The following is a 24,985-nucleotide window of genomic DNA, read 5'->3' on the forward strand; positions in this document are numbered from 1 at the left end:
CCTTCAAGCGCGATAGTCTCGCGCATCAATCACCCAGGAGCAGTCGGGGCATGATCAGGCGTTTTCTTCCAGGGTTGATGGTTGTGCTACTCAGCGGTTGTTCCAGCGTCAGTTATTACAGCCAGTTGGCGAGCGGCCAGTGGCAGTTGTTACGCGCCAGGGAGCCGGTTGCCGAGGTCATTGCCGACCCCTCTCGCCCGCCATTGCTGCGCGAGCATCTGATTCAATCGCAGAAAGCCAGAGCCTTTGCCAGTGAGCACCTGCATCTGCCCGACAACCAAAGTTACCGGCTATATGCCGATATCGGTCGGCCCTATGTGGTGTGGAATGTCTTTGCCACGCAGGAGTTTTCTCTGTCTGCTGAAAACCACTGCTTTCCCATTGCCGGATGCGTCGCCTATCGCGGCTACTACAGCCAAAGTGCGGCGCGTGGCGAAGCGGCGTTGTTGCGGCAACGGGGCATGGACGTATCGATCGGTGGCGTCGAGGCTTATTCCACCTTGGGTTGGTTCAACGACCCGATCATGAGTTCGATGATGAGCTGGGGCGACGAGCGCCTGGCCACGCTTATTTTTCATGAACTGGCCCACCAGCGTTTTTACGTGAAAGACGACACCGAGTTCAATGAGTCCTATGCCAGCTTCGTCGAGCAGGAAGGCACTCGTCAATGGCGGGCGGTACGAGGCCTGGCGCCTGTCAGCGATGCGGCGTTGAAGCAACGTGATCAGTTTATCCGGCTGATTCTCGATACCCGCAAACGCCTGGAAGCGTTGTATGCGCAGCCGTTGGCAGCGGATGTGATGCGGCAGGCCAAAGCGGCGCAGTTCGAGCGCTTGCGCAGTGAATACCGGCAGATGCGTGATAGCCAATGGGGCGGCGACAAGCGTTATGACGCCTGGATCAACCAGCCGATGAATAACGCACGGCTGTTGCCGTTCGGGCTGTATGACCAGTGGGTGCCGGCGTTTGCGGCGTTGTTTGCCCAGGAAGGTGGGGACTGGGTGAAGTTTTATGCGGCTGTGGAAAGGCTGGGAGGGTTGCCAGTGGCGCAGCGTAAAGCGGCGTTGAGGCAGTTGGAGGGTGCTGGCCGTTAGGGCCTAATCGGGGGCTTGCCCCCGATAGCGGTTTCAAGCGCGCTGCAAAAACGCCTGATGCATCTGCGCCAACGTCTCGAAATGCCAGGTCGGCGCCTCGGCATTAAGCTCTTCAAAACTGCCAAACCCATACCCCACCGCCGCCGAATCCAGCCCGTTGCTGCGTGCGCCGATCAGGTCATGCTTGCGATCACCAATCATCAAGGTGGTGGCCGGGTCCAGCCCTTCCTCACGCATCAAGTGGGCGATCAACTCGATCTTGTTGGTGCGCGTGCCGTCCAGCTCGCTGCCGTAGATCACCTTGAAGTGCTTGGCGAAGTCGAAATGCCGCGCAATCTCACGGGCAAATTCCCACGGCTTAGAGGTGGCTACGTATAGCTGGCGGCCCTGGCTGTTCAGCTCTTCCAGCAATGGCATGACGCCGTCGAATACGCGGTTTTCATACAGCCCGGTGACCTTGAAGCGTTCGCGATAGAAATTTACCGCTTCCCAGGCCTTGGCCTCGTCGAAGCCGTAGAACTGCATGAACGCCTGCAGCAAGGGCGGACCGATGAAGTGTTCGAGCTTGGTCAGATCGGGCTCCTCGATGCCCAATTTGCCGAGGGCATACTGGATCGACCGGGTAATGCCCTCACGTGGGTCGGTCAGGGTGCCGTCCAGGTCGAACAGGACGGTGGAGTGGTTCAGATTCATTGATCGAAGCCTTCAGCCAGGTGCAGGTCCTTGAGCTTCACGTAGTTCGCGGCGCTGTAGGTGAAAAAGGCACGCTCCTTGTCAGTCAGGGCGCGGACCTGTTTAACCGGGCTGCCCACGTACAAGAAGCCGCTGTCGAGTTTCTTGCCTGGCGGCACCAGGCTGCCGGCGCCGATGATCACGTCGTCTTCGACCACGGCACCGTCCATCACGATGCTGCCCATGCCGATCAGGATGCGGTTACCCACGGTGCAGCCATGCAGCATGACCTTGTGGGCGATGGTCACGTCGTCACCGATCAGCAGCGGGAAACCGTCAGGATTGAACGGCCCTGCATGGGTAATGTGCAGCACGCAGCCGTCCTGCACGCTGGTACGTGCACCGATGCGGATGCGGTGCATGTCGCCGCGTATCACTGTCAGCGGCCATACCGAGCTGTCGGCGCCGATTTCGACATCGCCGATCACCACCGCCGAAATATCGACAAAAGCCCCGGCGCCCAGGGATGGCGTGTGGTTCTGATAGGTGCGAAGGGTCACGATAGTGTCTCTCTCTTCTGCTGATAGCTGCGGTGGGTGTTGATTGTAATTAAGATGGCCCCATCTTTGTTCTTACATGTTTCTTCAGCCAAGGTGCCAACCGTGAGCGCGAACAACCCTCTTTTGCAGTCCTACGACCTGCCGCCGTTCTCGGCGATCCGTGCCGAGCACGTCCAGCCGGCCATCGAACAGATCCTCGCCGACAACCGTGTGGCTATCGCAGACATCCTGCAAAGCCAGGGTAAAAATCCGACATGGGCCGGTCTGGTCCTTGCCATGGATGAACTCAATGATCGTCTTGGCGCTGCCTGGAGCCCGGTCAGCCACCTCAATGCCGTGTGCAACAGCGCCGAGCTGCGCGAAGCCTATGAGGCTTGCTTGCCGGCATTGAGCGCCTACTCCACCGAAATGGGCCAGAATCGCGAACTGTTCCAAGCCTTCGAAGCCTTGGCCAACAGCCCAGAGGCCGCCGGTTTCGACGTGGCGCAGAAAACCATCCTGGAACACGCCCTGCGCGATTTCCGCCTGTCGGGCATCGACCTGCCGCCGGAGCAGCAAAAGCGCTACGCCGAAGTGCAGAGCAAGCTTTCCGAGCTGGGCAGCAAATTCTCCAACCAGCTGCTGGACGCCACCCAGGCCTGGACCAAGCACGTCACCGATGAAACCACCCTCGCTGGGCTGACTGACTCGGCCAAGGCGCAGATGGCCGCTGCGGCCCAGACCAAGGGCCTTGATGGCTGGCTGATTACCCTGGAATTCCCCAGCTACTACGCGGTAATGACCTACGCCCAGGACCGCGCCTTGCGTGAAGAGGTGTATGCCGCTTACTGCACCCGTGCATCGGACCAAGGTCCGAACGCCGGCCAGAACGATAACGGCCCCGTGATGGAGCAGATCCTCGACCTGCGTCAGGAACTGGCCCAGTTGTTGGGTTTTGCATCCTTCTCCGAGCTGAGCCTCGCGACCAAGATGGCCGAGTCCAGTGACCAGGTGCTGAGCTTCCTGCGCGACCTGGCCAAGCGCAGCAAACCGTTTGCCGCCCAGGATCTGCAACAGCTCAAGGCCTACGCCGCGGAACAAGGCTGCGCCGACCTGCAGAGCTGGGACAGCGGTTTCTACGGCGAAAAACTGCGCGAGCAGCGCTACAGCGTGTCCCAGGAAGCCCTGCGCGCCTACTTCCCCATCGACAAGGTGCTGGGTGGGCTGTTTGCCATCGTTCAGCGCCTGTATGGCATTGAGATCGCCGAGCTCAAAGGCTTCGACACCTGGCACCCGGATGTCCGTCTGTTTGAGATCAGGGAAAACGGCGAGCACGTCGGGCGCTTCTTCTTCGACCTGTATGCTCGCGCCAACAAGCGCGGCGGCGCCTGGATGGACGGAGCCCGTGACCGCCGCCGCACCGTCGATGGCGTGCTGCAAAGCCCCGTGGCCAACCTGGTGTGCAACTTCACTCCGGCCGACAGCGGCAAGCCGGCCCTGCTGACTCACGATGAAGTCACCACGCTGTTTCACGAATTCGGCCACGGCCTGCATCACCTGCTGACCCGCGTCGAACATGCCGGCGTATCCGGTATCAACGGCGTGGCGTGGGATGCGGTGGAGTTGCCGAGCCAATTCATGGAGAACTGGTGCTGGGAGCCCGAGGGCCTGGAACTGATCTCCGGCCACTATGAAACCGGCGAGCCGCTGCCCCAGGACCTGCTGGAAAAAATGCTCGCCGCGAAAAACTTCCAGTCCGGCCTGATGATGGTGCGCCAGCTGGAGTTTTCGCTATTTGACTTCGAACTGCACGCCACCCATGGCGATGGTCGCAGCGTGGCGCAGGTGCTCGAAGGCGTGCGTGACGAAGTCTCGGTGATGCGTCCACCGGCCTACAACCGCTTCCCTAACAGCTTCGCGCACATCTTTGCCGGTGGTTATGCGGCGGGCTACTACAGCTACAAGTGGGCGGAAGTGCTGTCCGCGGACGCATTTTCCAAGTTTGAAGAAGACGGCGTGCTCAACGCCCAGACCGGTCGTGCGTTCCGTGAAGCAATCCTGGCCCGTGGCGGCTCCCAGGCACCGATGGTGCTGTTCGTCGACTTCCGCGGACGAGCGCCGTCGATTGACGCACTCTTGCGCCACAGCGGCCTGAGTGAGGACGCGGCAGCATGAGTGAAGGGCCTGTGATTACCAAAAAGCAATTTATCGCCGGGGCAGTCTGCCCGGCGTGCAGCGAGCCGGACAAGTTGAAGATGTGGACCGAAGACAGCGTGCCGCACCGTGAGTGCGTGGCCTGCGGCTATACCGATACGTTGAATGATCAAGGCTTGTCTGTGCCCAAGGAATTGGGCACGCGGGTCAATACGTCGGCGTTGAAAGCGCCTGCGGATCCAAAAGTGCAAGCTGTGCAGTTCTTTCCCAACCCCAAGTTGAAAAAAGACTAACAACCTGTACGCATACCGAAATGTGGGAGGGGCTTGGCCCCCCACTTTCTATGCGACTTAGGTCGCTGAATCTCTCCTCTACATCCTTAGCCTGCTATCATTTGTAACTATTGATTGCGGCTGCGCTCTATTTCATTGGATAGTTTGGATCCAATGTGCCGCTAAAAAAAGACAAACCGTTCTCAGAAGCGGCTGCCAAACCCGTGCCCACATGATGAGGTGTACCCATGTCTGATCAAGATCAAGACAACCCCCGGCGTGACTTTCTACGCAAATCCTTGACCTTGATCCCGGTGGTCACGGTTGCCAGCACCGGCCTGGGCGGTTCGATGCTGATGGCCACGCCGGAGCCTGCCCAGGCCGCACCGGTCAAGCCGGCCCCAAACGAAAAGACCTATGAGCCAAGCTATTTCACGGCTGAGGAATGGGCCTTTATCAACGCCGCCGTGGAGCGCTTGATTCCCGCTGACGCACAGGGCCCTGGCGCCTTGGAAGCTGGTGCGCCGGAATACATCGACCGTCAGATGAATACGCCATATGCCAGTGGCGCGCTGTGGTACATGCAGGGACCGTTCAATGCCGATGCGGCGCCGGAGATGGGCTGGCAGAGCAAATTAGTGCCCAAGGACATCTACCGCCTGGGTATTGCTGCGACGGATGCATGGTCGAAGGCGTTCAACGGTAAAGTTTTTGCTGCGCAAGACAGCGCTACCCGAGACGATATGCTGCGGCGCCTGGAGGCTGGCGGCAGTGAAGTCGCAGCGCATTTCGAGGCGGTGCCAGCGAAGATATTCTTCAACCTGTTGCTGCAAAACACTAAGGAGGGTTTCTTCTGCGATCCCATCCACGGCGGCAATAAAGGGATGGTCGGCTGGACCATGATCGGCTTCCCCGGCGCCCGCGCCGACTTTATGGATTGGGTGGAACGCAACGAGCAATACCCCTTCCCGGCTGTTTCCATTCGCGGCGAGAGGGCATAAACGTGGCGACCATCATGAAGAAAGTGGATGCGGTGATTGTTGGCTTCGGCTGGACCGGCGCGATCATGGCCAAGGAGCTGACGGAAGCGGGCCTCAACGTGGTAGCGCTGGAGCGCGGCCCGATGCAGGACACTTATCCGGACGGCAACTATCCCCAGGTCATCGACGAACTGACCTACAGCGTGCGTAAAAAGCTGTTCCAGGATATCTCCAAAGAAACGGTGACCATTCGCCACAGCGTGAATGATGTTGCCCTGCCCAATCGTCAGCTCGGTGCGTTTTTGCCGGGTAACGGCGTAGGGGGCGCGGGCCTGCATTGGTCAGGTGTGCATTTTCGTGTCGACCCCATCGAACTGCGCATGCGTAGCCATTACGAAGAGCGCTATGGGAAGAACTTTATTCCCAAGGACATGACCATCCAGGATTTCGGTGTCAGCTACGAAGAGCTGGAGCCATTTTTCGACTATGCGGAAAAAGTCTTCGGCACCTCCGGTCAGGCGTGGACCGTCAAGGGGCAGTTGGTAGGCGAAGGTCGTGGGGGCAACCCGTATGCGCCGGATCGCTCCAACCCGTTCCCGTTGGAGGCGCAGAAAAATACGGTCTCCGCACAGCTGTTTCAGAAAGCCGCGGCTGAAGTGGGATACAAACCCTACAACCTGCCGTCGGCCAATACTTCGGGGCCCTACACCAACCCTTATGGCGCGCAGATGGGCCCGTGCAATTTCTGCGGTTTTTGCAGTGGTTACGTGTGCTACATGTATTCCAAGGCGTCACCGAACGTGAACATCCTGCCGGCCCTTCGCCAAGTGCCGAACTTCGAGCTGCGACCGAACTCCCACGTGCTCAAGGTCAACCTCGACAGCACCCAGAAAAAAGCCACCGGCGTGACTTATATCGACGCCCAGGGCCGCGAATGCGAGCAGCCGGCAGACCTGGTGATTCTTGGCGCGTTCCAGTTCCACAATGTGCGCCTGATGCTGCTGTCGGGCATCGGCAAACCCTACGACCCGATCACCAATGAGGGCGTGGTGGGCCGCAACTTCGCCTACCAGAACATGGGCACCATCAAGGCGTTCTTCGACAAGGACACTCACACCAACAACTTCATCGGCGCGGGCGGCAATGGCGTGGCCATCGACGACTTCAACGCCGACAACTTCGACCACGGCCCCCATGGCTTCGTGGGTGGCTCACCGATGTGGGTCAACCAGGCGGGCAGCCGGCCGATTGCCGGTACCTCCAACCCGCCGGGCACGCCGGCCTGGGGCAGCGCCTGGAAGCGCGCCACTGCCGATTACTACACCCATCAGGTGTCGATGGATGCCCACGGCGCCCATCAGTCCTACCGCAGTAACTACCTGGACCTGGATCCGGTTTACCGCGATGCCTACGGCCTGCCGCTGCTGCGCATGACCTTCGACTGGCAAGAAAACGACATCAAGATGAACCGCTTCATGATCGAGAAAATGGGCAAGGTCGCCCAAGCCATGAACCCCAAGGCCATCGCGGTGTTGGGTAAAAAAGTCGGCGAGCACTTCAATACCGCCTCATACCAGACCACCCACCTTAACGGTGGCGCGATCATGGGCACCGATCCAAAAACCAGTGCGTTGAACCGCTACCTGCAGTGCTGGGATGTACACAACGTGTTTGTCCCAGGTGCCTCTGCCTTCCCACAAGGGTTGGGTTACAACCCTACGGGCCTGGTGGCAGCGTTGACCTATTGGTCTGCGCGGGCGATCCGCGAGCAGTACCTGAAAAACCCCGGCCCACTGGTTCAGGCATAAGGAGCGATGACCATGAAAGCATTCGTTATCGCCTCCCTGGCGCTCTTCAGCAGTTGCTCGGTCAGCGCTGCCGAAGCCGACTTGATCAAGCAGGGTGAATACCTGGCGCGTGCCGGTGACTGCGTGGCTTGCCATACCGCCAAGGGTGGCAAACCCTTCGCTGGCGGCTTGCCTATGGAAACCCCCATCGGCGTGATCTATTCCACCAACATCACTCCGGACAAGACTGGCCTGGGTGACTACAGCTTCGAAGACTTCGACAAGGCCGTGCGCCATGGCATCGCCAAGAACGGTAGTACGCTTTACCCGGCGATGCCCTATCCGTCTTACGCGCGTGTCAGCGACAGCGATATGCAGGCGTTGTATGCGTATTTCATGAAGGGCGTTGAGCCGGTTGCTCAAGAGAACAAGGACAGCGATATTCCTTGGCCCTTGAGCATGCGCTGGCCTTTGGCGGCTTGGCGCTGGATGTTCGCGCCAGCGGTCGAGGAGCATCAGGCGCAAACCGCTGCTGATCCGGTGATCAATCGTGGTGCTTATCTGGTTGAAGGCCTCGGCCACTGCGGCGCCTGCCATACGCCTCGTGCCCTTACCATGCAGGAAAAAGCCCTGAGTGCCGCTGATGGCAACGCCTTCCTGTCCGGCAGTGCACCGTTGGAAGGTTGGATCGCGAAAAGCCTGCGCGGTGACCACAAGGATGGCCTCGGCAGCTGGAGCGAGGAGCAATTGGTGCAGTTCCTCAAGACCGGTCGCAGTGACCGCAGCGCGGTGTTCGGTGGCATGAGCGATGTTGTCGTCCATAGCATGCAGTACATGTCGCAAGACGACCTGACCGCTATTGCCCGTTACCTCAAGAGCCTGCCGGCGGTCGACCCCAAGGACCAGCCACACCAGTACGACAAGCAGGTAGCCCAAGCGCTCTGGAAAGGCGATGACAGCAAGCCAGGCGCGTCGGTGTATATCGACAACTGCGCGGCCTGCCATCGTACCGATGGCCATGGCTATACGCGTGTGTTCCCAGCGCTGGCGGGTAACCCGGTATTGCAGACGGCGGATGCCACATCGTTGATTAACATTGTGTTGAACGGCGGTACTTTGCCTGCGACCCATACGGCGCCATCGACCTTCACCATGCCGGCGTTCGCCTGGCGCCTGTCGGACCAGGAAGTGGCGGACGTGGTCAGTTTCATCCGTGGCAGCTGGGGCAATAAAGGGACGCCAGTCAATGCCAGTGACGTGGCGGACCTGCGCAAAAGCAATATGCGCACGACCTCAGGGGATGACTTGGGGCAGGTGACGCAAAAGCACTGATCTCTCCCTCGCCGCCCAATGGCACTGGTCAGAAACCTCACGCCTCGGTACTGTATATAAAAACAGTATCGAGGCGTTTTCATGTCTACTGCGTTGCCGCCCCGTGGCCGGGGCACGGCCACCAACCTGCACAACCGGTTTGCACCTACTGTCAGCGTGACTGAGGACGACGGCTGGTATCAGGAGGTGCCCGAGACCCAAGGCACCGAGGTGCGTATTGAAACGGCCAAGTCCATCATCACGCGCAATAACTCGCCGGACTTGCCCTTTGATCGTTCCATCAACCCTTATCGCGGCTGCGAGCATGGTTGCATCTACTGCTATGCGCGGCCCAGTCATGCCTATTGGGACATGTCCCCGGGGCTCGACTTCGAAACCAGGTTGATCGCCAAGACCAACGCAGCTGATGTGCTGGAGCAGCAGCTGTCGAAGCCTGGCTATGTGTGTGCGCCGATCAACCTGGGCTCCAATACCGATCCGTACCAGCCTATCGAGCGTGAATACAAGATCACTCGGCAAACCCTGGAAGTGCTGCTGCGCTACCGGCACCCGGTGACTATCATCACCAAGGGGTCGTTAATATTGCGCGATCTCGACCTGCTGACCGAGCTGGCCCGCCAACGGCTGGTGGCGGTGATGATCAGCCTCACCAGCCTGGACGATGAACTCAAGCGCATCCTGGAGCCACGCACAGCGGCGCCCAAGGCGCGGCTGAGGGCGATTCGGGTGATGCGCGAGGCGGGTATCCCGGTGGGCGTGTTGTGCTCGCCGATGATTCCGATGATCAACGACAGCGAATTGGAGAGCCTGCTCGCCGAGGCTCACGCGGCCGGGGCACAAAGCGCGGCGTATATGATGCTGCGCTTGCCGTTGGAGGTTGCGCCGCTGTTCGAGGAATGGCTGGCGGCCCATTATCCTCAGCGTGCCGCCCATGTCATGAGCCTGGTGCGCCAGGTGCGCGGTGGTCAGGTGTATGACAGCCGCTTCGGTGTGCGAATGCGTGGTGAAGGGCCATTTGCGGACCTGCTGGCGCAACGCTTCAGCAAGGCGATCAAGCGCCTGGGGCTGAATCGTCGTGAAGGTTTCAATCTCGATTGTGCGGCGTTCTGCCCGCCGGGCAGGCAAATGGCATTGTTGTAGACTGATGAGTAAGACGGCACCATTAGTGTATGAGTGGTCGCGTTTTGATATCACTGAAAGCCCCGAGCTAGAGCGGTTCATTCAGTTTGAGTTAAGTTTCGACGGTTACCTTGTTCAGCGAGTGACTCATAAGTCGCCGCCGTGGGTTGTGGGGGGCTCAACTATTCCACTCGCCCGGCGTCGAATGGTGGTGAACACTCCCCTGCATTAATCAAGAGGATGAATCATGAGTGACAAGGATAAACAGCCGTTGGCTGCGTCGGCTTCAGCCCCTGGGGCGGAGTCCGCCGATGCAGCGTTGCAACATATCGTTGACGGCTTTTTGCATTTCCATCACGACGTCTTCCCCCAGCAGGAAGAACTCTTCAAGAAACTCGCCACGGCGCAGAGCCCGCGGGCGATGTTCATTACCTGTGCCGATTCGCGCATCGTACCTGAGCTGATTACCCAAAGCTCCCCCGGCGACCTGTTCGTAACCCGTAACGTTGGTAACGTGGTGCCTCCCTACGGCCAGATGAACGGTGGCGTGTCCACGGCCATCGAGTACGCGGTGCTCGCCCTTGGCGTACAGCACATCATCGTGTGCGGGCACTCCGACTGCGGCGCCATGCGCGCGGTACTCAACCCCGACAGCCTGGAAAAGATGCCGACTGTCAGGGCCTGGTTGCGTCACGCCGAGGTCGCCAAGGCCATGGTCCATGACAACTGCGACTGCGCCAATGAAGGCGAGAGCATGAAGGTGTTGACCGAAGAAAACGTCATCGCGCAGTTGCAGCATTTGCGCACCCACCCCTCGGTGGCTTCGCGCATGGCCAACGGTCATTTGTTTATCCATGGCTGGATCTACAACATCGAGACCAGCGAAATTCGGGCCTACGATGCGGAAAAGGCAGCGTTTCGACCGTTGAACGGCACCGAGCCGATCCCGTCCGCGACGCCTAGAGCGCGCTTCTAAACCACTTCCCCGCCGGGTAAAGCGGTGGCTGCCATGGATGCAGCCAGGCTTTGCCGTGCCCGGCGAATGCCTCGGGAGAGCCATCATGCGTGCTGCTCAATTGAAAGCTGTACTGCCGCGGGAGCTGCTCGCCTCCGTGGTTGTGTTTCTGGTCGCCCTGCCCTTGTGCATGGGGATTGCGATCGCGTCCGGCATGCCGCCGGCCAAAGGGCTGATCACCGGTATCATCGGTGGCCTGGTGGTGGGCTGGTTGGCGGGATCGCCGCTGCAGGTCAGCGGCCCGGCAGCGGGTCTGGCGGTGCTGGTGTTCGAGCTGGTGCGCCAGCACGGCATGCTGATGCTGGGGCCGATCCTGTTGCTGGCGGGCTTCCTGCAACTGATGGCCGGGCGTCTACGCCTGGGCTGCTGGTTCCGCGTCACGGCACCGGCAGTGGTCTACGGCATGTTGGCGGGGATCGGCGTATTGATTGTGTTATCGCAGATCCATGTGATGCTCGATGGGGCGCCCAAGCCGTCTGGGCTGGATAACCTTGCAGGTTTCCCGGCGGCTGTGGCTGAAGCAATTCCGACCTTCGGTGGCGGGCTGGGTTGGCAAGCCGGCCTGCTCGGTCTGTCGACCATGTTGGTGATGTACCTGTGGGATAAACTCCGTCCGCAACGGCTACGTTTCGTACCGGGCGCCTTGCTCGGCGTGGGCCTTGCGACCGTCACCAGCCTGGTGCTGGCGTTGCAGGTCAAGCGTGTGGAAGTCCCGGAAAATCTTGCGGATGCCATCGACTGGCTGCGCCCCAGCGACCTGCTCAACCTGGCTGACCCACAGCTGTTGATCGCGGCATTCGCCGTCGCGTTTATTGCCAGTGCCGAAACCCTGCTGTCTGCCGCCGCGGTGGACCGTATGCACAGCGGCCAGCGCTCCGATTTCGACAAAGAGTTGTCTGCCCAGGGTGTCGGCAACATGCTTTGTGGCCTGGTTGGCGCCTTGCCGATGACCGGCGTGATTGTGCGCAGCTCAGCCAACGTCCAGGCCGGTGCCACCACGCGTTTGTCGGCGATGTTCCACGGCCTGTGGCTGCTGGGCTTTGTACTCTTGCTGTCGAGCGTGCTGCAAAGCATTCCGGTCGCAAGCCTGGCGGGTGTGCTGGTGTATACCGGGATCAAGCTGGTGGACCTCAAGGCGTTCAAGGCATTGGGGCGTTATGGGCGGATGCCGATGTTTACCTATGCGGCCACGGCGCTGGCGATCATCTTCACTGACCTGCTGACCGGCGTATTGGTGGGCTTCGGACTGACTCTGGTCAAGCTGGCATTCAAGGCGTCACGATTGAAAGTCAGCCTGGTCGACCTGCCTCAGGAGGGTGAAATGGAGTTGCGCCTGACCGGTGCCGCGACCTTTCTCAAAGTGCCGGCGCTGACTCAGGTGCTGTCGGCGGTGCCTGCGGGTACCACGTTGCACGTGCCGCTGAGTAATTTGAGTTATATCGACCACTCTTGCCTGGAGTTGCTTGAGGAGTGGGGCCGGGCCAATGCGGCCAAGGGCTCGACGCTGGTGATTGAGGCGCGTGGGCTCAAGCGCCGGTTGGAAGGCCGGGTACGCACAACGGTGGGGATAGGTTCGGCGCCGTCCGTTACCTGACGAAACCGCATCAAAATGTGGGAGGGGGCAAGCCCCCTCCCACATTTGATCTTTGTAAACCGGACGATTTACGCCGGCTGATCCAGCGTCAGTTCAACCCCAAGCTGGCGCGACAGGCACGGCCAGCGTTTCCATGCCGCTTCGGTGCTCGGGCTCTTCAGTGTCTCGCGGTACGCCTCGACCGACTCCAGCGCAAAGCTGTCTTCGTTAAGCATTTCATCTACTGCGTGGTGTACGGCTTCATCCAACTGGTTGGCGAATGTTTCGCCGATCAATCGGTGAGCAATCACATTGGCCACGGTGGTATCCGCGGGAATCAACGGCTGGCCGAAATGTTTGATATACAGATCGTTGACCTCCTCCACCAGACGATGGGCCAGGTAAGCTTCGTCCAGCAGGCCGTCGAGGCCCTCGTGCCCAACCATGATCGCGGGCGGTTGCAGGAAGAAGTGTTCGGCGATTTTCAGCACCGGCTTGATTTGGCTTTCAATTCCGGCCTCGCGGGCTACGTCATTGGCGGCGTCCAGCAAATCGGGAACCAGATCGATATAAGCGGTGACAAAGCGCGTCATGACAATGTTGCTATCACCGTCAGCCAAGGAAATAGCCGAATGCAGGTGCGGCAATTGTTTTTCCAGCTGTGTGGCAAGCTGGCCAGTGCTGGCTTCGTGTTGATGGGCACGGGAAATCTGCTCGCGCAATGCGGCGGTGTTCATGAAGGCTCCAGTGAAACAGGTGTAGGAAAAGGGAGAGGATAAGGTAGTTCGTTTATACGAGCGCCTAAGACGCATTTGTCATAATTATTTCATGGTTATGCAGGTGTGTTATATCGAAATGCCATCGTTCGTCGGATAAACGTTTGCGCCCCCGGTTTTATTGGGCCCGCTGGTCTGTTTTCGCTCATTTGCCCCTACACATTGCGGGGTTGCCCTGGCTGTCTATACTCGGGTTTGTACGCAATTAGCTGATGACGCCCAACTGCATGACGCAGGCAAGGCTTGGCGGTTGTAAGCAGTATGGAAGCCGCTCCCTTCGCCGCAGGTGCAAACCGGCGGGATAACAAGAAACATAAAGGGGAACCCGCAATGACGCGACATCCACACGTTTGGATGGGCCTACTGTTGTGGTCGGTATTCGGCCAGGCGCACGCCGCCTGGACAACGAATATGGCGCCAGGGGCTACTGAAGTCAGTCACGCCGTGTTTGACCTGCACATGACCATTTTCTGGATCTGTGTGGTGATCGGCATCGTCGTGTTTGGCGCCATGTTCTGGTCGATGATCCTGCACCGCCGGTCCACGGGCCAGGTTGCGGCCAAGTTCCACGAGAGCACTACCGTTGAGATTCTCTGGACCGTGGTGCCCCTGCTGATCCTGGTGGCCATGGCCATTCCGGCGACCAAGACCCTGATCAACATCTACGACAGCAGTGAGTCGGATATCGATATCCAGGTCACCGGCTACCAGTGGAAGTGGCACTACAAGTACCTGGGCCAGGATGTGGAGTTCTTCAGCAACCTGGCCACACCCACCGAGCAGATCCATAACCAGGCGACCAAAGGCGAACATTACTTGCTGGAAGTCGATCAGCCGCTGGTGTTGCCGGTGGGCGCCAAGGTGCGCTTCCTGGTGACCGCCGCCGATGTGATCCACTCCTGGTGGGTGCCGGCCTTTGCGGTCAAGCGTGACGCCATTCCAGGCTTCGTCAACGAGGCTTGGACCCGCGTCGAGAAACCGGGGATCTACCGTGGCCAGTGCGCCGAACTGTGCGGCAAGGACCACGGCTTCATGCCCATTGTGGTCGAGGTGAAATCCAAGGCCGACTACGACACTTGGCTCGGCGAGCGCAAGGAAGAGGCCGTCAAGCTCAAGGAGCTGACCTCCAAAGAGTGGACGCTCGATGAGCTGGTAGCCCGTGGCGACAAGGTCTACCACACCACCTGCGTGGCTTGTCACCAGGCTGAAGGCCAAGGTTTGCCGCCAATGTTCCCGGCGCTCAAGGGCTCGAAAATCGCCACCGGCCCAGCAGCCGATCACTTGGGCATTGTCTATCACGGCAAGCCCGGTACCGCGATGGCAGCCTTCGGCAAACAACTTTCGGAAGTGGATATCGCCGCTGTCGTGACCTACGAGCGTAACGCCTGGGGCAATAACAAAGGCGACATGGTCACGCCCAAAGACGTGCTGGCTCTGAAACAGGCGGAAAGCAAATGACTACTTTCGTTGCGAATGCCCTGAATCGCCCCGCTGACTCGCTTGCAGGAGAACGGCCATGAGCACTGTGATCGACCATGGTCATGCCGACCATGCCCACGGCCCCGCCAAAGGCTTGATGCGTTGGGTGCTGACCACCAATCACAAAGACATCGGCACGATGTACCTGTGGTTCGCCTTCACCATGTTCCTGCTCGGCGGCTCGTTCGCCATGGTGATCCGTGCCGAGCTGTTCCAGCCGGGCCTGCAGATCGTCGAGCCGGCGTTCTTCAACCAGATGACCACCATGCATGGCCTGATCATGGTGTTCGGCGCGGTGATGCCGGCCTTCGTCGGCCTGGCCAACTGGATGATCCCGTTGATGATCGGCGCGCCGGACATGGCCCTGCCGCGCATGAACAACTTCAGCTTCTGGCTGCTGCCGGCGGCATTCCTGCTGCTGGTGTCCACCCTGTTCAGCCCCGGTGGCGGGCCGAATTTCGGCTGGACCTTCTATGCGCCGCTCTCCACCACCTACGCACCGGAGAGCGTGACGTTCTTCATCTTCGCCATCCACCTGATGGGCATCAGTTCGATCATGGGCGCGATCAATGTGGTTGCCACCATCCTCAACCTGCGCGCGCCGGGCATGACCCTGATGAAGATGCCGCTGTTCGTGTGGACCTGGCTGATCACCGCGTTCCTGCTGATTGCGGTGATGCCGGTGCTGGCGGGCTGCGTGACCATGATGCTGATGGATATCCACTTCGGCACCAGCTTCTTCAGTGCTGCCGGCGGCGGTGACCCGGTGCTGTTCCAGCACGTGTTCTGGTTCTTCGGCCACCCCGAGGTCTACATCATGATCCTGCCGGCCTTCGGTGCCGTCAGCTCGATCATCCCGACCTTCTCTCGCAAGCCATTATTCGGCTACACCTCGATGGTCTACGCAACCGCCAGCATTGCGTTCCTGTCGTTCATCGTGTGGGCGCACCATATGTTTGTGGTCGGTATCCCGCTGGTGGGTGAGTTGTTCTTCATGTATGCCACGCTGTTGATCGCCGTGCCCACGGGGGTGAAGGTGTTCAACTGGGTCAGCACCATGTGGCAGGGATCACTGACGTTCGAGACGCCGATGCTGTTTGCCGTGGCGTTCGTGATCCTGTTCACCATTGGCGGTTTCTCCGGGCTGATGCTGGCGATTGCCCCGGCGGACTTCCAGTACCACGACACCTACTTCGTGGTGGCGCACTTCCATTACGTGCTGGTGCCTGGGGCGATCTTCGGGATCTTCGCCTCGGCCTACTACTGGCTGCCGAAATGGACCGGCCACATGTACGACGAAACCCTGGGCAAATTGCACTTCTGGCTGTCCTTCGTGGGCATGAACCTGGCGTTCTTCCCTATGCACTTTGTGGGGTTGGCCGGTATGCCGCGCCGGATACCGGACTACAACCTGCAGTTCGCCGACTTCAACATGGTCTCTTCCGTGGGCGCCTTTATGTTCGGTGCTACGCAGATATTCTTCCTGTTCATTGTGATCAAGTGCATCCGTGGCGGCACACCGGCACCCGCCAAGCCGTGGGATGGGGCCGAAGGGCTGGAATGGAGCGTGCCCTCGCCCGCGCCTTATCACACCTTCACCACGCCGCCGGAGGTCAAATGAACAAGCCCCCTCCCACACTTTCCTGGTTCGTCTCGGGTGATCGTCATGTCTGACTCTGTGCCGATCAAACGCCTGGTCACCCGCCTGCTGATCCTGGTGCTGGCGATGTTCGCCTTCGGCTTCGCCCTGGTGCCGATCTACGACGTGATGTGCAAGGCATTCGGCATCAACGGCAAGACCGCCGGGCAATACGAGGGTGAGCAAATCGTTGACCCGTCGCGCCAGGTGCGGGTGCAGTTTCTGTCAACCAATGCCATCGACATGGTCTGGGAGTTTCATTCCAAGGCCGATGAGATTGTGGTCAACCCCGGGGCGGTCAACGAGATGCTGTTCGTGGCCCACAACCCCACCAATAAGCCGATGACGGCCCAAGCGATCCCGAGCATTTCCCCGGCCGAAGCGGCGATGTATTTCCACAAGACCGAATGCTTTTGCTTTACCCAGCAGGTGCTGCAGCCAGGCGAGCGTATCGAAATGCCGGTGCGTTTTATCGTCGACCGCGCCATGCCCAAGGATGTGAAGCATTTGACCCTGGCGTACACGCTGTTTGACATCACTGCGCGGCAAGCGCCGGTGGCCGCGAACAGCGGCGGCTAGCTACTGTTTGCCCCCTCAATCAGGAGAGCGAATACATGTCGACTCATGATACGTACTACGTACCAGCGCAAAGCAAATGGCCGATAATTGCCACGATTGGCCTGCTGGTCACGGTGTATGGCCTGGCCGTATGGTTCAACGACTTAAAGGCGGCGCGCCCGGAATCACATGGCCCGTGGATCTTTTTCGTCGGCGGGTTGTTGCTGGCCTACATGCTGTTCGGCTGGTTCGGCGCGGTAATCAAGGAAAGCCGCGCCGGGTTGTACAGCGCGCAGATGGATCGCTCGTTTCGCTGGGGCATGACCTGGTTCATCTTTTCCGAGGTGATGTTCTTCATCGCCTTTTTTGGTGCGCTGTTCTATGTACGCGTGTGGGCGGGCCCCTGGCTGGCGGGCGAAGGCCCCAAAGGCATCGCCCATATGCTGTGGCCGAATTTCGAATTTGCCTGGCCGCTGCTCAACAACCCCGATCCCAAGCTCTACCCTGCGCCCAAAGGCACCATCAGCCCTTGGGGCCTGCCCTTGGTGAACACCATTTTGCTGGTGAGCTCCAGCGTGACCATCACCATCGCCCACCATGCCCTGCGTAAAGGTCATCGCGGTGCGCTGAAGATCTGGCTGGCGATCACCGTGCTGCTGGGCCTGGCGTTTCTCGGTTTTCAGGCTGAGGAGTACATCCACGCCTATAAAGAGCTGGGCTTGACCTTGGGCTCTGGCGTGTACGGCGCAACCTTCTTCATGCTCACGGGCTTTCACGGTGCCCACGTGACCATCGGCACCATCATTTTGTTTGTGATGCTGATGCGCATCCTGCGCGGGCATTTCAACGCCGAGCATCAGTTTGGTTTCGAGGCGGCCAGTTGGTATTGGCACTTTGTGGATGTGGTGTGGATCGGGCTGTTTTTCTTCGTCTATGTGCTGTGAGGTTTACCACGGCACATGAGAGACCAGTTGGCCGCTGAAAAAGCCCCAGGCGATCAAGCCCACGGTGATCACGGCCAGTACCACGCGCACGGTCAAGGCAGTGACGAGGCGGTTGGAATTGCCCTCGTCCTTGACCAGGAAGAACAAGCCACTGAACAGGCTCACGACAGTCGCGATCAGCATCAGGGCAATGGCTGCTTTGAGCATGGTTTGGCTCCAGGGCTATAGGGGGAGGGGCGATGAGATCCAGTATAGCCAGTGCCGTGCAGCGCTTTCGTCCGGGTATCGCGCCGACGCTGGTGGTGCTGGTGTTGCTGCCATTGATGGTGAGCCTGGGATTCTGGCAACTGGCTCGAGGGCATGAAAAACAGCTGCTGGTGGACAGCTATGCCGAGCGCCGCGCCGCCGAGCCGGTGAACAGCGTGCAGCTCAACGACATGGCCGATCCTGCCTTTCGCCGCGTCCATCTTCGTGGTCAATTCGATGCCGAGCACAGCGTGCTGCTGGACAACCGTATGCGCGACGGCAAGGCGGGTGTCGAGCTACTGCAGCCCTTCCACGACCAGGCCAGCGGCCTATGGTTATTGCTCAACCGCGGCTGGCTGCCATGGCCTGACCGGCGTACTCCGCCGGCTTTTTCCACCCCTGAACAGGCAGTGAATCTCGACGCCTGGGTGTACGTCGCCCCCGGCGAGACTTTCCAACTGCATGCCGACCCTGCGAGCGCGCAATGGCCACGTCTGCTCACCGCGCTGCATCCCGCCGCGCTGTGGGACGAGTTGGGGCGTAGCGGTTTTGCCTACGAACTGCGCGCTGAAGCGGGTCCTGGTACGTACGACACCACTTGGCCAATCGTCGCCATGGGCCCGGAAAAACACTTGGCCTATGCGGTGCAGTGGTTTGCCATGGCACTAGCGTTGCTGGTGCTTTACCTCTACTTCGGATGGCACAACAAAAAGGAGAAGCCCCATGGGAGCGGCCATGAATCCACCCAACATGTCTGAGGTGCCTGACCGCCGCAAAGGTCGCTGGCAACTGGTCCTGATCCTGCTCATGGTGGTCGGCCCGATGGTGCTGGCGACCCTGATGTACAAGCTGCAATTCTGGGTTCCAGACAGTCGCAGCTACCATGGCGAACTGATTGGCAACGGCCAGACCCGTGCCGACATCGGCGTACAGGCAGATGAAGATCGCTGGCAACTGCTGGTTACTGCCCCTGCCACGTGCGCTGCCGATTGCCAACAATTGGTCTACCTCGCTCGGCAACTGCAGATCGGCCTCGGTCGCGAAGCCTCCCGTGCCAGCCACGCCTTGGCCAGCGCGCAGCCTGTCGCTGCGCAATACGACGCCAAGCTCAAGGCCGAATACCCACAACTGCAGCGTTACCCGCTGGATCTGCCGACCTTTACCAAGAGCGCTGCCGCCCCCGGTGAGGCGCAGCTGTGGATCGTCGATCCCCATGGCAACCTGGTGCTGCGCTACGACGCCAAGGTCAAGGGCAAGGACTTGCTCAACGACCTGCGCCTGCTGCTGAAACTCTCGAATATCGGATAAGGGCATCGTCATGGCCAAGCCTGGATTTCGCCTCGCGCTGTTTGCCACGTTGCTGGCGCTGGTTGTCGTACTGCTCGGTGCCTACACGCGCCTGACTCACGCCGGCCTGGGCTGCCCGGATTGGCCGGGTTGCTACGGTTTTATCAGCGTGCCCATCAGCGAAGCCCAGCTGGCCCATGCCGAGCTGCATTTTCCCGACACACCGGTAGAGGCTGACAAAGGCTGGGCCGAGATGACCCATCGCTACTTCGCTGGCAGCCTGGGGCTATTGATTGCGCTGTTGGCGGCGCGCTCGTGGAGCCATCGGCGTGACCCGGGCCAGCCGGTGAAATTGCCCTTGTTTGTGTTGGCGGTGGTATTTGCCCAGGCCGCCTTTGGCATGTGGACGGTGACCTTGAAGCTGTGGCCGCAAGTCGTCACCGGGCATCTGCTGGGTGGCTTTGCGACCTTGAGCCTGCTGTTTTTGCTGACCCTGCGTTTATCTGGCGTGCTGCCGGCGCTGATCGTGCCCAAGCGCCTGCAATATTGGGCGACGGCGGGCTTGGTGCTGGTGATCGGGCAGATCGCGCTGGGTGGTTGGGTCAGTTCCAACTACGCGGCCGTGGCCTGTGTCGATCTGCCGACCTGCCACGGCCAATGGTTGCCGGCGGCGGATTTTGCCAATGGGTTTCACCTGACCCAGCACATCGGCCCCAATTACCTGGGCGGCCAGCTCGACAGCGAGGCGCGCACGGCGATCCACCTGACCCATCGCATCGGCGCCGTACTGGTGACCCTGGTGCTGCTGGGCCTGGCCTGGCAACTGCGTGTCGTGGGCATGACGCGGCTGGCGGGTTTGCTGTTGATCGCCCTGGCTGCGCAAATCAGCCTGGGGGTGAGCAATGTGGCTTTCGGCCTGCCGTTGCCCGTGGCGGTGGGGCATAACGCGGGTGGAGCGGCGTTGTTACTGACCTTGGTACTGGTCAATTACCACGCCCGTACCAGCCTGGTCCGGGTTCGCCACCCGCTACCGTTCGGCTGGCGTTTCAGTCCGCGCAAACGGGTTTCAGGCCTGATCACCCTTAAAGGAGAGATGCCATGGCGACCTTGATCGGCGCACGTCAGGATCAGGCGATCTGGCGTGACTACCTGGAGCTGACCAAGCCGAAGGTAGTGGTGCTAATGCTGATCACCTCGCTGGTGGGCATGTTCCTCGCCACCCGCGCCGGGGTGCCATGGACGGTGCTGGTGTTTGGCAACCTGGGCATTGCCCTGTGTGCGGGCGGTGCGGCGGCGGTGAACCATGTAGTCGATCGGCGAATTGATGCGGTGATGGCGCGAACGCATAAACGCCCGATGGCCGAGGGGCGTGTATCGCCAATTGCGGCGTTAGCCTTTGCATTGTTTCTGGCTGTTGCCGGATTGGCCCTGCTGCTGGCATTCACCAACCCGCTGGCGGCCTGGTTAACCTTGGCTTCGCTGCTTGGTTACGCGGTGATCTACACCGGTTTTCTCAAGCGTGCGACGCCGCAGAATATCGTTATCGGTGGCCTGGCCGGTGCTGCACCGCCGCTGCTGGGTTGGGTTGCCGTTACCGGGCACGTCAGCGCCGAACCCTTGCTGCTGGTACTGATCATCTTCGCCTGGACCCCGCCACACTTCTGGGCCCTGGCCATCCACCGAAAAGAGGAATATGCCAAGGCTGACATTCCGATGCTGCCGGTCACCCATGGCGAGCACTACACCAAGGTGCATATCCTGCTGTATACCTTTGCTTTGCTGGCGGTGAGTCTGTTGCCCTACGTCATTCATATGAGCGGCTTGCTCTACCTGGCTTGTGCCTTGGTATTGGGAGCGCGCTTTCTGCAATGGGCCTGGGTGCTGTACCGTGGCAGCAAGCCGCACGCGGCGATCAACACGTTCAAGTACTCTATCTGGTACCTGTTCCTGTTGTTTATCGCCCTGCTCGTAGACCACTACCTACTGTTGAACCTATGACTCGAACTCAAAAAACCGTCTTCATCCTCGTGGCCCTGGTGGCGTTGATCATGGGCCTGACCGTCAACAAAGTGCTCTCGGGCAAAGGCCAGGGCGATCCCACCGCGCTGATCGACGCTGGCATCATCCTGTTGCCGCAGAGCCGCCAGTTACCGCCGGTGAGCATGACCAACCAGGACGGCCAGCCGGTGCTGGTCAATGAGTTGAAAGGCAAGTGGAGCCTGCTGTTCTTCGGCTATACCTTCTGCCCGGATATTTGCCCGACCACCCTCGCCCAACTGCGCCAGATCAAGAGCGAGCTGCCCAAAGAGGCTGTGGATAAGTTTCAGGTGATCCTGGTCAGCGTCGATCCGAACCGCGATACCCCGACGCAGCTCAAGCAATACCTGGGCTACTTCGATCCGCAATTCGAGGGCCTGACCGGCGCTACTGTAGAGGATGTGCAGAAGGTCTCGAATGCCGTGAGCATTCCCTTCATTCCGGCGGATACCAGCAAGCCGAACTACACCGTCGACCACAGCGGCAACCTGGCGCTGATCGGCCCGGACGGTACCCAGCGTGGGTTTATCCGTGCGCCGTTGAACAACCAGAAACTGGTAGCGCAGTTGCCAGGCTTGCTCCAACGCAAGTAGCAGCCACATAAAGCCGATTTTGTAGGAGCGAGCTTGCTCGCGAAGAACTCAAAGCGCCGCGTTTATTCAGGCAGCACGCGTTATCGTTGACGTTTTTCGCGAGCAAGCTCGCTCCTACAGACCAGCATTGGGGCAAGCCCCCTCCCACATTTTTGATTTTCAGTGTTTTGGAGATCGAGGCGGATTAGAACGCTGGCTTGATCGCGCCTTTGTACTTCTCTTCGATGAATTTTTTCACTTCAGGCGTGTGCAGGGCTGCAACCAGCTTCTTCACTGCGTCCGAATCCTTGTTGTCTTCGCGGGTCACCAGGATGTTCACGTAAGGCGAGTCGCTGCCTTCGATTATCAGGGCGTCCTTGGATGGATCCAGCTTGGCTTCCAGGGCGTAGTTGGTGTTGATCAGCGCCAGGTCGACCTGGGTCAGCACGCGTGGCAAGGTGGCGGCTTCCAGTTCGCGGAATTTCAGGTTTTTCGGGTTCTCGGTGATGTCCTTGATGGTCGACAGGATGTCGGTCGGGTCCTTCAGGGTGATCAGGCCGTTCTTGGCCAGCAGTAACAGCGCACGACCGCCGTTGGTGGCGTCGTTCGGGATCACCACATTGGCGCCGCTTGGCAGCTCGTCCAGTTTCTTGTACTTGCTGGAGTAGGCGCCCAGAGGTTCCAGGTGCACGCCGCCAACGCTCACCAGGTGAGTACCCTTGGCCTTATTGAACTCATCCAGGTACGGCTGGTGCTGGAAGAAGTTGGCGTCCAGGCGCTTTTCGGCGACTTGCACGTTGGGTTGCACGTAGTCGGTGAAGACTTTGACCTGCAAGTCCACGCCTTCTTTGGCAAGGGCAGGCTTCACGAATTCGAGGATTTCCGCATGAGGCACCGGCGAGGCCGCGACCTTGATAGTCTCGGCGTGGGCGGAAAACGCGGCAACGGCAGCGAAGGCAACCAGTAGTTTTTTCATCCAGCAAGCTCCTTGTTCGGGCATCTGCCGGCTCTGGGCCGGCAATGGCCGTTATTTTCGAGAAAAGTGCACCACCAGCCTGTCGCCGACGGTTTGCAGAATTTGCACCAGGATCAACAGCATCACCACGGTAACCACCATCACATCAGTCTGGAAACGCTGGTAGCCGAAGCGGATCGCCAGGTCACCCAGGCCCCCGGCACCTACGACACCGGCCATGGCCGTGTAGGAAACCAGTGTAATCGCCGTGACGGTAATCGCTGCGAAAATGCCGGGGCGGGCTTCGGGCAGCAGGGCGTTAGTGATGATTTGGCGCGTGCTGGCGCCCATGGATTGGGTGGCTTCGATGATGCCACGGTCCACTTCACGCAGGGCGGTTTCCACCAGGCGCGCAAAGAATGGGGTGGCACCCACGACCAGTGGCGGAATTGCTCCGGCGACACCCAGCGACGTGCCGGTGATCAGTACGGTGAACGGGATCATCACGATCAGCAGGATGATGAACGGCAGCGAGCGCAGGATATTCACGATCAGCGACAGCAGCGCATACAGGCCTTTCTGTTCGAACAGTTGGCGCGGGCTGGTCAGGAACAGCAGTACGCCCAGGGGCAGGCCCAGCAGCACGGTGAAGAACAGCGAGCCGAACAGCATGGTCATGGTGTCGCCGGTGGCGAGCCAGATTTCCGACCAGTCGATGTTGGCAAAGAAACTCAGGAAAACGTCCATCAGCGCAGGACCTCCATGTGAACGTCCGCGGCGGTGAAGCGCGCAAACGCGGCTTCCATATCACCACCGGTGACAGCGAGGGTCAGTTGCCCGTAGGGGATGTCTTTGATGCGGTCGATACGGCCAGCAAGAATGCTGTAGTCCACGCCTGTTTCCCGGGCGACAGTACCCAGCAGTGGCGCGTAGGTTGCTTCGCCCTGGAACGTCAGGCGCACGATACGGCCCGGTACGTGGGCGAAGTCATCGCGCTGCTCGCCTTCGTCAACCTGCTCGGCTTCCTGTACGAAGCGCTTGGTGGTCGGGTGCTGGGGATGCAGAAACACATCGGCCACCGAGCCTTGCTCGACGATCACGCCCGCGTCCATCACGGCGACCTGGTCGCACACGCGGCGGATCACATCCATTTCATGAGTGATCAGCACGATGGTCAGGTTCAGCTCGCGGTTGATTTCGGCCAGCAGTTGCAGGACCGACGCGGTGGTTTGCGGGTCCAGGGCACTGGTGGCTTCGTCGCACAGCAGGATTTTTGGTTTGGTCGCCAAGGCACGTGCGATGCCGACGCGCTGCTTCTGGCCACCGGACAACTGCGCCGGGTACTTTTTGGCATGGTCCGACAGGCCGACGCGCGCGAGCAGTTCGGCGACGCGTTGGTCGATGGCCTTGCGCGACAGCTCACCGGCCAGGGTCAGCGGCAGCGCCACGTTGTCGGCGACGGTCTTGGACGCCAGCAGGTTGAAGTGCTGGAAGATCATGCCGACCTGCTGGCGGAAACGGCGCAGGCCGTTGGCGTCCAGGGCGGTGACTTCTTCGCCATCCACGGTGATCTGACCACCGCTGGGCTCTTCCAGGCGGTTTATCAGGCGCAGCAGGGTGCTTTTACCTGCACCCGAATGGCCAATCAGGCCAAACACCTGGCCGTTCTCGACGCGCAGGCTGGTGGAGTGCAGTGCGGGGATATCCTTACCGGCGACGCGGTAGGTTTTATGAACGTTTTGAAACTCGATCACGTAGCGAACCTTGTGGGGCGCATTGAAAAGGGATCAGCGGTTAGCCGGGCGCGCATTTTAGCCTGTCCGTATAGCGTTTCTTAGCATTTATTTCGCATTCATCCAGTCATTTGGCAATAACGCGATCAAAGGTCATAAAAAAGGAACGGTGCAAAACCGCGTCAGTCATTACTTAAGCAACTCGATTTCCCAGGTGCCGTG

The 24,985-nt window shown here is 59.9% G+C and carries 25 protein-coding genes; 18 read left to right on the forward strand and 7 right to left on the reverse strand.

Translation table 11 applies throughout. From position 1 onward, the window contains the following. Positions 1-50 precede the first annotated feature (50 nt). Positions 51-1,094: an aminopeptidase gene (locus ASD70_RS23245; RefSeq protein WP_046070246.1), complete on the forward strand. Its 1,044-nt coding sequence runs from the start codon at positions 51-53 to the stop codon at positions 1,092-1,094. Between the two features lie 33 nt (positions 1,095-1,127). Here the strand turns inward: ASD70_RS23245 and ASD70_RS23250 are convergent, their stop codons facing one another. Continuing rightward, positions 1,128-1,787 (reverse strand): HAD family hydrolase, encoded by a 660-nt coding sequence (locus ASD70_RS23250; RefSeq protein ID WP_046070247.1) that lies wholly within the window; start codon positions 1,785-1,787, stop codon positions 1,128-1,130. Then, positions 1,784-2,326, reverse strand: a complete 543-nt coding sequence (locus tag ASD70_RS23255) for a gamma carbonic anhydrase family protein (RefSeq protein WP_056847534.1) — start codon at positions 2,324-2,326, stop codon at positions 1,784-1,786. Before ASD70_RS23255 ends, ASD70_RS23250 begins: the two co-directional genes overlap by 4 nt. 54 nt (positions 2,327-2,380) lie before the next feature. Between ASD70_RS23255 and prlC the strand changes: the two genes are divergently transcribed. The 8 genes from prlC to ASD70_RS23295 all read left to right on the forward strand — a co-directional run bounded on the left by prlC (position 2,381) and on the right by ASD70_RS23295 (position 12,558). Further along, on the forward strand, positions 2,381-4,480 hold the full coding sequence (gene prlC, locus ASD70_RS23260; protein WP_177342330.1) for an oligopeptidase A: 2,100 nt from the start codon (positions 2,381-2,383) through the stop codon (positions 4,478-4,480). After that, positions 4,477-4,752: a YheV family putative zinc ribbon protein gene (locus tag ASD70_RS23265; protein ID WP_017528719.1), complete on the forward strand. Its 276-nt coding sequence runs from the start codon at positions 4,477-4,479 to the stop codon at positions 4,750-4,752. Before prlC ends, ASD70_RS23265 begins: the two co-directional genes overlap by 4 nt. A 227-nt stretch (positions 4,753-4,979) precedes the next feature. Beyond that, complete coding sequence (locus tag ASD70_RS23270; RefSeq protein WP_046070251.1) at positions 4,980-5,732, forward strand: gluconate 2-dehydrogenase subunit 3 family protein; 753 nt, start codon at positions 4,980-4,982, stop codon at positions 5,730-5,732. A 2-nt stretch (positions 5,733-5,734) separates the two neighbouring features. After that, a complete protein-coding gene (locus ASD70_RS23275) occupies positions 5,735-7,519 on the forward strand; it encodes a GMC family oxidoreductase (protein WP_056847535.1) in 1,785 nt (594 codons plus the stop codon). Between the two features lie 12 nt (positions 7,520-7,531). Beyond that, positions 7,532-8,830: a cytochrome c gene (locus tag ASD70_RS23280; RefSeq protein ID WP_046070253.1), complete on the forward strand. Its 1,299-nt coding sequence runs from the start codon at positions 7,532-7,534 to the stop codon at positions 8,828-8,830. A gap of 81 nt (positions 8,831-8,911) precedes the next feature. Beyond that, complete coding sequence (locus ASD70_RS23285; RefSeq protein WP_056847536.1) at positions 8,912-9,970, forward strand: PA0069 family radical SAM protein; 1,059 nt, start codon at positions 8,912-8,914, stop codon at positions 9,968-9,970. 226 nt (positions 9,971-10,196) lie between these two features. Continuing rightward, positions 10,197-10,925 carry a carbonic anhydrase gene (locus ASD70_RS23290; RefSeq protein WP_043048302.1) on the forward strand — a complete coding sequence of 243 codons (729 nt, stop codon included), beginning with the start codon at positions 10,197-10,199 and terminating at the stop codon, positions 10,923-10,925. Between the two features lie 85 nt (positions 10,926-11,010). After that, complete coding sequence (locus ASD70_RS23295) at positions 11,011-12,558, forward strand: SulP family inorganic anion transporter (protein ID WP_056847537.1); 1,548 nt, start codon at positions 11,011-11,013, stop codon at positions 12,556-12,558. A 68-nt stretch (positions 12,559-12,626) separates the two neighbouring features. On the opposite strand, the gene ASD70_RS23300 is transcribed toward ASD70_RS23295, so the two are convergent. Then, complete coding sequence (locus ASD70_RS23300; RefSeq protein ID WP_046070261.1) at positions 12,627-13,274, reverse strand: hypothetical protein; 648 nt, start codon at positions 13,272-13,274, stop codon at positions 12,627-12,629. A gap of 369 nt (positions 13,275-13,643) precedes the next feature. Between ASD70_RS23300 and coxB the strand changes: the two genes are divergently transcribed. Genes coxB through ASD70_RS23320 form a run of 4 tightly spaced genes read left to right on the forward strand, consistent with a single transcriptional unit; the run spans position 13,644 to position 17,933 of the window. Continuing rightward, positions 13,644-14,771 carry a cytochrome c oxidase subunit II gene (gene coxB, locus ASD70_RS23305; RefSeq protein WP_056847538.1) on the forward strand — a complete coding sequence of 376 codons (1,128 nt, stop codon included), beginning with the start codon at positions 13,644-13,646 and terminating at the stop codon, positions 14,769-14,771. A 58-nt stretch (positions 14,772-14,829) separates the two neighbouring features. Next, on the forward strand, positions 14,830-16,413 hold the full coding sequence (ctaD, locus tag ASD70_RS23310; RefSeq protein WP_043048306.1) for a cytochrome c oxidase subunit I: 1,584 nt from the start codon (positions 14,830-14,832) through the stop codon (positions 16,411-16,413). Positions 16,414-16,458: 45 nt separating this feature from the next. After that, positions 16,459-17,010, forward strand: coding sequence for a cytochrome c oxidase assembly protein (locus ASD70_RS23315; RefSeq protein ID WP_046070263.1), 552 nt, complete (start codon positions 16,459-16,461; stop codon positions 17,008-17,010). A 35-nt stretch (positions 17,011-17,045) separates the two neighbouring features. After that, positions 17,046-17,933 carry a cytochrome c oxidase subunit 3 gene (locus tag ASD70_RS23320; protein ID WP_043048310.1) on the forward strand — a complete coding sequence of 296 codons (888 nt, stop codon included), beginning with the start codon at positions 17,046-17,048 and terminating at the stop codon, positions 17,931-17,933. A gap of 3 nt (positions 17,934-17,936) precedes the next feature. Here the strand turns inward: ASD70_RS23320 and ASD70_RS23325 are convergent, their stop codons facing one another. Continuing rightward, positions 17,937-18,140: a twin transmembrane helix small protein gene (locus tag ASD70_RS23325; protein ID WP_046070265.1), complete on the reverse strand. Its 204-nt coding sequence runs from the start codon at positions 18,138-18,140 to the stop codon at positions 17,937-17,939. Positions 18,141-18,172: 32 nt separating this feature from the next. Between ASD70_RS23325 and ASD70_RS23330 the strand changes: the two genes are divergently transcribed. Genes ASD70_RS23330 through ASD70_RS23350 form a run of 5 tightly spaced genes read left to right on the forward strand, consistent with a single transcriptional unit; the run spans position 18,173 to position 22,096 of the window. Beyond that, positions 18,173-18,937, forward strand: coding sequence for an SURF1 family protein (locus tag ASD70_RS23330; protein ID WP_046070266.1), 765 nt, complete (start codon positions 18,173-18,175; stop codon positions 18,935-18,937). Continuing rightward, positions 18,903-19,487, forward strand: coding sequence for a hypothetical protein (locus tag ASD70_RS23335; protein ID WP_056847539.1), 585 nt, complete (start codon positions 18,903-18,905; stop codon positions 19,485-19,487). Before ASD70_RS23330 ends, ASD70_RS23335 begins: the two co-directional genes overlap by 35 nt. Before the next feature lie 10 nt (positions 19,488-19,497). Then, positions 19,498-20,577, forward strand: a complete 1,080-nt coding sequence (locus ASD70_RS23340) for a COX15/CtaA family protein (RefSeq protein WP_056847540.1) — start codon at positions 19,498-19,500, stop codon at positions 20,575-20,577. Further along, on the forward strand, positions 20,565-21,464 hold the full coding sequence (gene cyoE / locus ASD70_RS23345) for a heme o synthase (RefSeq protein ID WP_056847541.1): 900 nt from the start codon (positions 20,565-20,567) through the stop codon (positions 21,462-21,464). Before ASD70_RS23340 ends, cyoE begins: the two co-directional genes overlap by 13 nt. Continuing rightward, positions 21,461-22,096 (forward strand): SCO family protein, encoded by a 636-nt coding sequence (locus tag ASD70_RS23350; protein WP_046070269.1) that lies wholly within the window; start codon positions 21,461-21,463, stop codon positions 22,094-22,096. The genes cyoE and ASD70_RS23350 overlap by 4 nt, the downstream gene beginning before the upstream one ends. Positions 22,097-22,280: 184 nt before the next feature. Here the strand turns inward: ASD70_RS23350 and ASD70_RS23355 are convergent, their stop codons facing one another. From ASD70_RS23355 to ASD70_RS23365, 3 genes are read right to left on the reverse strand one after another with little or no spacing between them, the layout of a single operon-like run. After that, positions 22,281-23,051 (reverse strand): MetQ/NlpA family ABC transporter substrate-binding protein, encoded by a 771-nt coding sequence (locus ASD70_RS23355; protein WP_046070270.1) that lies wholly within the window; start codon positions 23,049-23,051, stop codon positions 22,281-22,283. A gap of 51 nt (positions 23,052-23,102) precedes the next feature. Beyond that, positions 23,103-23,777, reverse strand: a complete 675-nt coding sequence (locus tag ASD70_RS23360) for a methionine ABC transporter permease (protein WP_005783435.1) — start codon at positions 23,775-23,777, stop codon at positions 23,103-23,105. Then, positions 23,777-24,784, reverse strand: a complete 1,008-nt coding sequence (locus ASD70_RS23365; protein WP_046070271.1) for a methionine ABC transporter ATP-binding protein — start codon at positions 24,782-24,784, stop codon at positions 23,777-23,779. Before ASD70_RS23365 ends, ASD70_RS23360 begins: the two co-directional genes overlap by 1 nt. Positions 24,785-24,985: the final 201 nt, after the last annotated feature.

Source organism: Pseudomonas sp. Root569 (genome assembly GCF_001427465.1).
Classification (GTDB): Bacteria; Pseudomonadota; Gammaproteobacteria; order Pseudomonadales; family Pseudomonadaceae; genus Aquipseudomonas; species Aquipseudomonas synxantha.

What these genes read in the sequence shown, in the direction of transcription:
- ASD70_RS23355 (WP_046070270.1), bottom strand. Translation starts at nt 23,051, where the DNA reads ATGAAAAAACTACTGGTTGCCTTCGCTGCCGTTGCCGCGTTTTCCGCC.
- ASD70_RS23285 (WP_056847536.1), top strand. Translation starts at nt 8,912, where the DNA reads ATGTCTACTGCGTTGCCGCCCCGTGGCCGGGGCACGGCCACCAACCTG.
- ASD70_RS23335 (WP_056847539.1), top strand. Translation starts at nt 18,903, where the DNA reads ATGGGAGCGGCCATGAATCCACCCAACATGTCTGAGGTGCCTGACCGC.
- ASD70_RS23325 (WP_046070265.1), bottom strand. Translation starts at nt 18,140, where the DNA reads ATGCTCAAAGCAGCCATTGCCCTGATGCTGATCGCGACTGTCGTGAGC.
- ASD70_RS23270 (WP_046070251.1), top strand. Translation starts at nt 4,980, where the DNA reads ATGTCTGATCAAGATCAAGACAACCCCCGGCGTGACTTTCTACGCAAA.
- ASD70_RS23265 (WP_017528719.1), top strand. Translation starts at nt 4,477, where the DNA reads ATGAGTGAAGGGCCTGTGATTACCAAAAAGCAATTTATCGCCGGGGCA.
- ASD70_RS23280 (WP_046070253.1), top strand. Translation starts at nt 7,532, where the DNA reads ATGAAAGCATTCGTTATCGCCTCCCTGGCGCTCTTCAGCAGTTGCTCG.
- ctaD (WP_043048306.1), top strand. Translation starts at nt 14,830, where the DNA reads ATGAGCACTGTGATCGACCATGGTCATGCCGACCATGCCCACGGCCCC.
- ASD70_RS23330 (WP_046070266.1), top strand. Translation starts at nt 18,173, where the DNA reads ATGAGATCCAGTATAGCCAGTGCCGTGCAGCGCTTTCGTCCGGGTATC.
- ASD70_RS23340 (WP_056847540.1), top strand. Translation starts at nt 19,498, where the DNA reads ATGGCCAAGCCTGGATTTCGCCTCGCGCTGTTTGCCACGTTGCTGGCG.
- ASD70_RS23290 (WP_043048302.1), top strand. Translation starts at nt 10,197, where the DNA reads ATGAGTGACAAGGATAAACAGCCGTTGGCTGCGTCGGCTTCAGCCCCT.
- prlC (WP_177342330.1), top strand. Translation starts at nt 2,381, where the DNA reads ATGGCCCCATCTTTGTTCTTACATGTTTCTTCAGCCAAGGTGCCAACC.
- ASD70_RS23315 (WP_046070263.1), top strand. Translation starts at nt 16,459, where the DNA reads ATGTCTGACTCTGTGCCGATCAAACGCCTGGTCACCCGCCTGCTGATC.
- ASD70_RS23295 (WP_056847537.1), top strand. Translation starts at nt 11,011, where the DNA reads ATGCGTGCTGCTCAATTGAAAGCTGTACTGCCGCGGGAGCTGCTCGCC.
- ASD70_RS23350 (WP_046070269.1), top strand. Translation starts at nt 21,461, where the DNA reads ATGACTCGAACTCAAAAAACCGTCTTCATCCTCGTGGCCCTGGTGGCG.
- ASD70_RS23245 (WP_046070246.1), top strand. Translation starts at nt 51, where the DNA reads ATGATCAGGCGTTTTCTTCCAGGGTTGATGGTTGTGCTACTCAGCGGT.
- ASD70_RS23300 (WP_046070261.1), bottom strand. Translation starts at nt 13,274, where the DNA reads ATGAACACCGCCGCATTGCGCGAGCAGATTTCCCGTGCCCATCAACAC.
- cyoE (WP_056847541.1), top strand. Translation starts at nt 20,565, where the DNA reads ATGGCGACCTTGATCGGCGCACGTCAGGATCAGGCGATCTGGCGTGAC.
- ASD70_RS23250 (WP_046070247.1), bottom strand. Translation starts at nt 1,787, where the DNA reads ATGAATCTGAACCACTCCACCGTCCTGTTCGACCTGGACGGCACCCTG.
- ASD70_RS23360 (WP_005783435.1), bottom strand. Translation starts at nt 23,777, where the DNA reads ATGGACGTTTTCCTGAGTTTCTTTGCCAACATCGACTGGTCGGAAATC.
- ASD70_RS23320 (WP_043048310.1), top strand. Translation starts at nt 17,046, where the DNA reads ATGTCGACTCATGATACGTACTACGTACCAGCGCAAAGCAAATGGCCG.
- coxB (WP_056847538.1), top strand. Translation starts at nt 13,644, where the DNA reads ATGACGCGACATCCACACGTTTGGATGGGCCTACTGTTGTGGTCGGTA.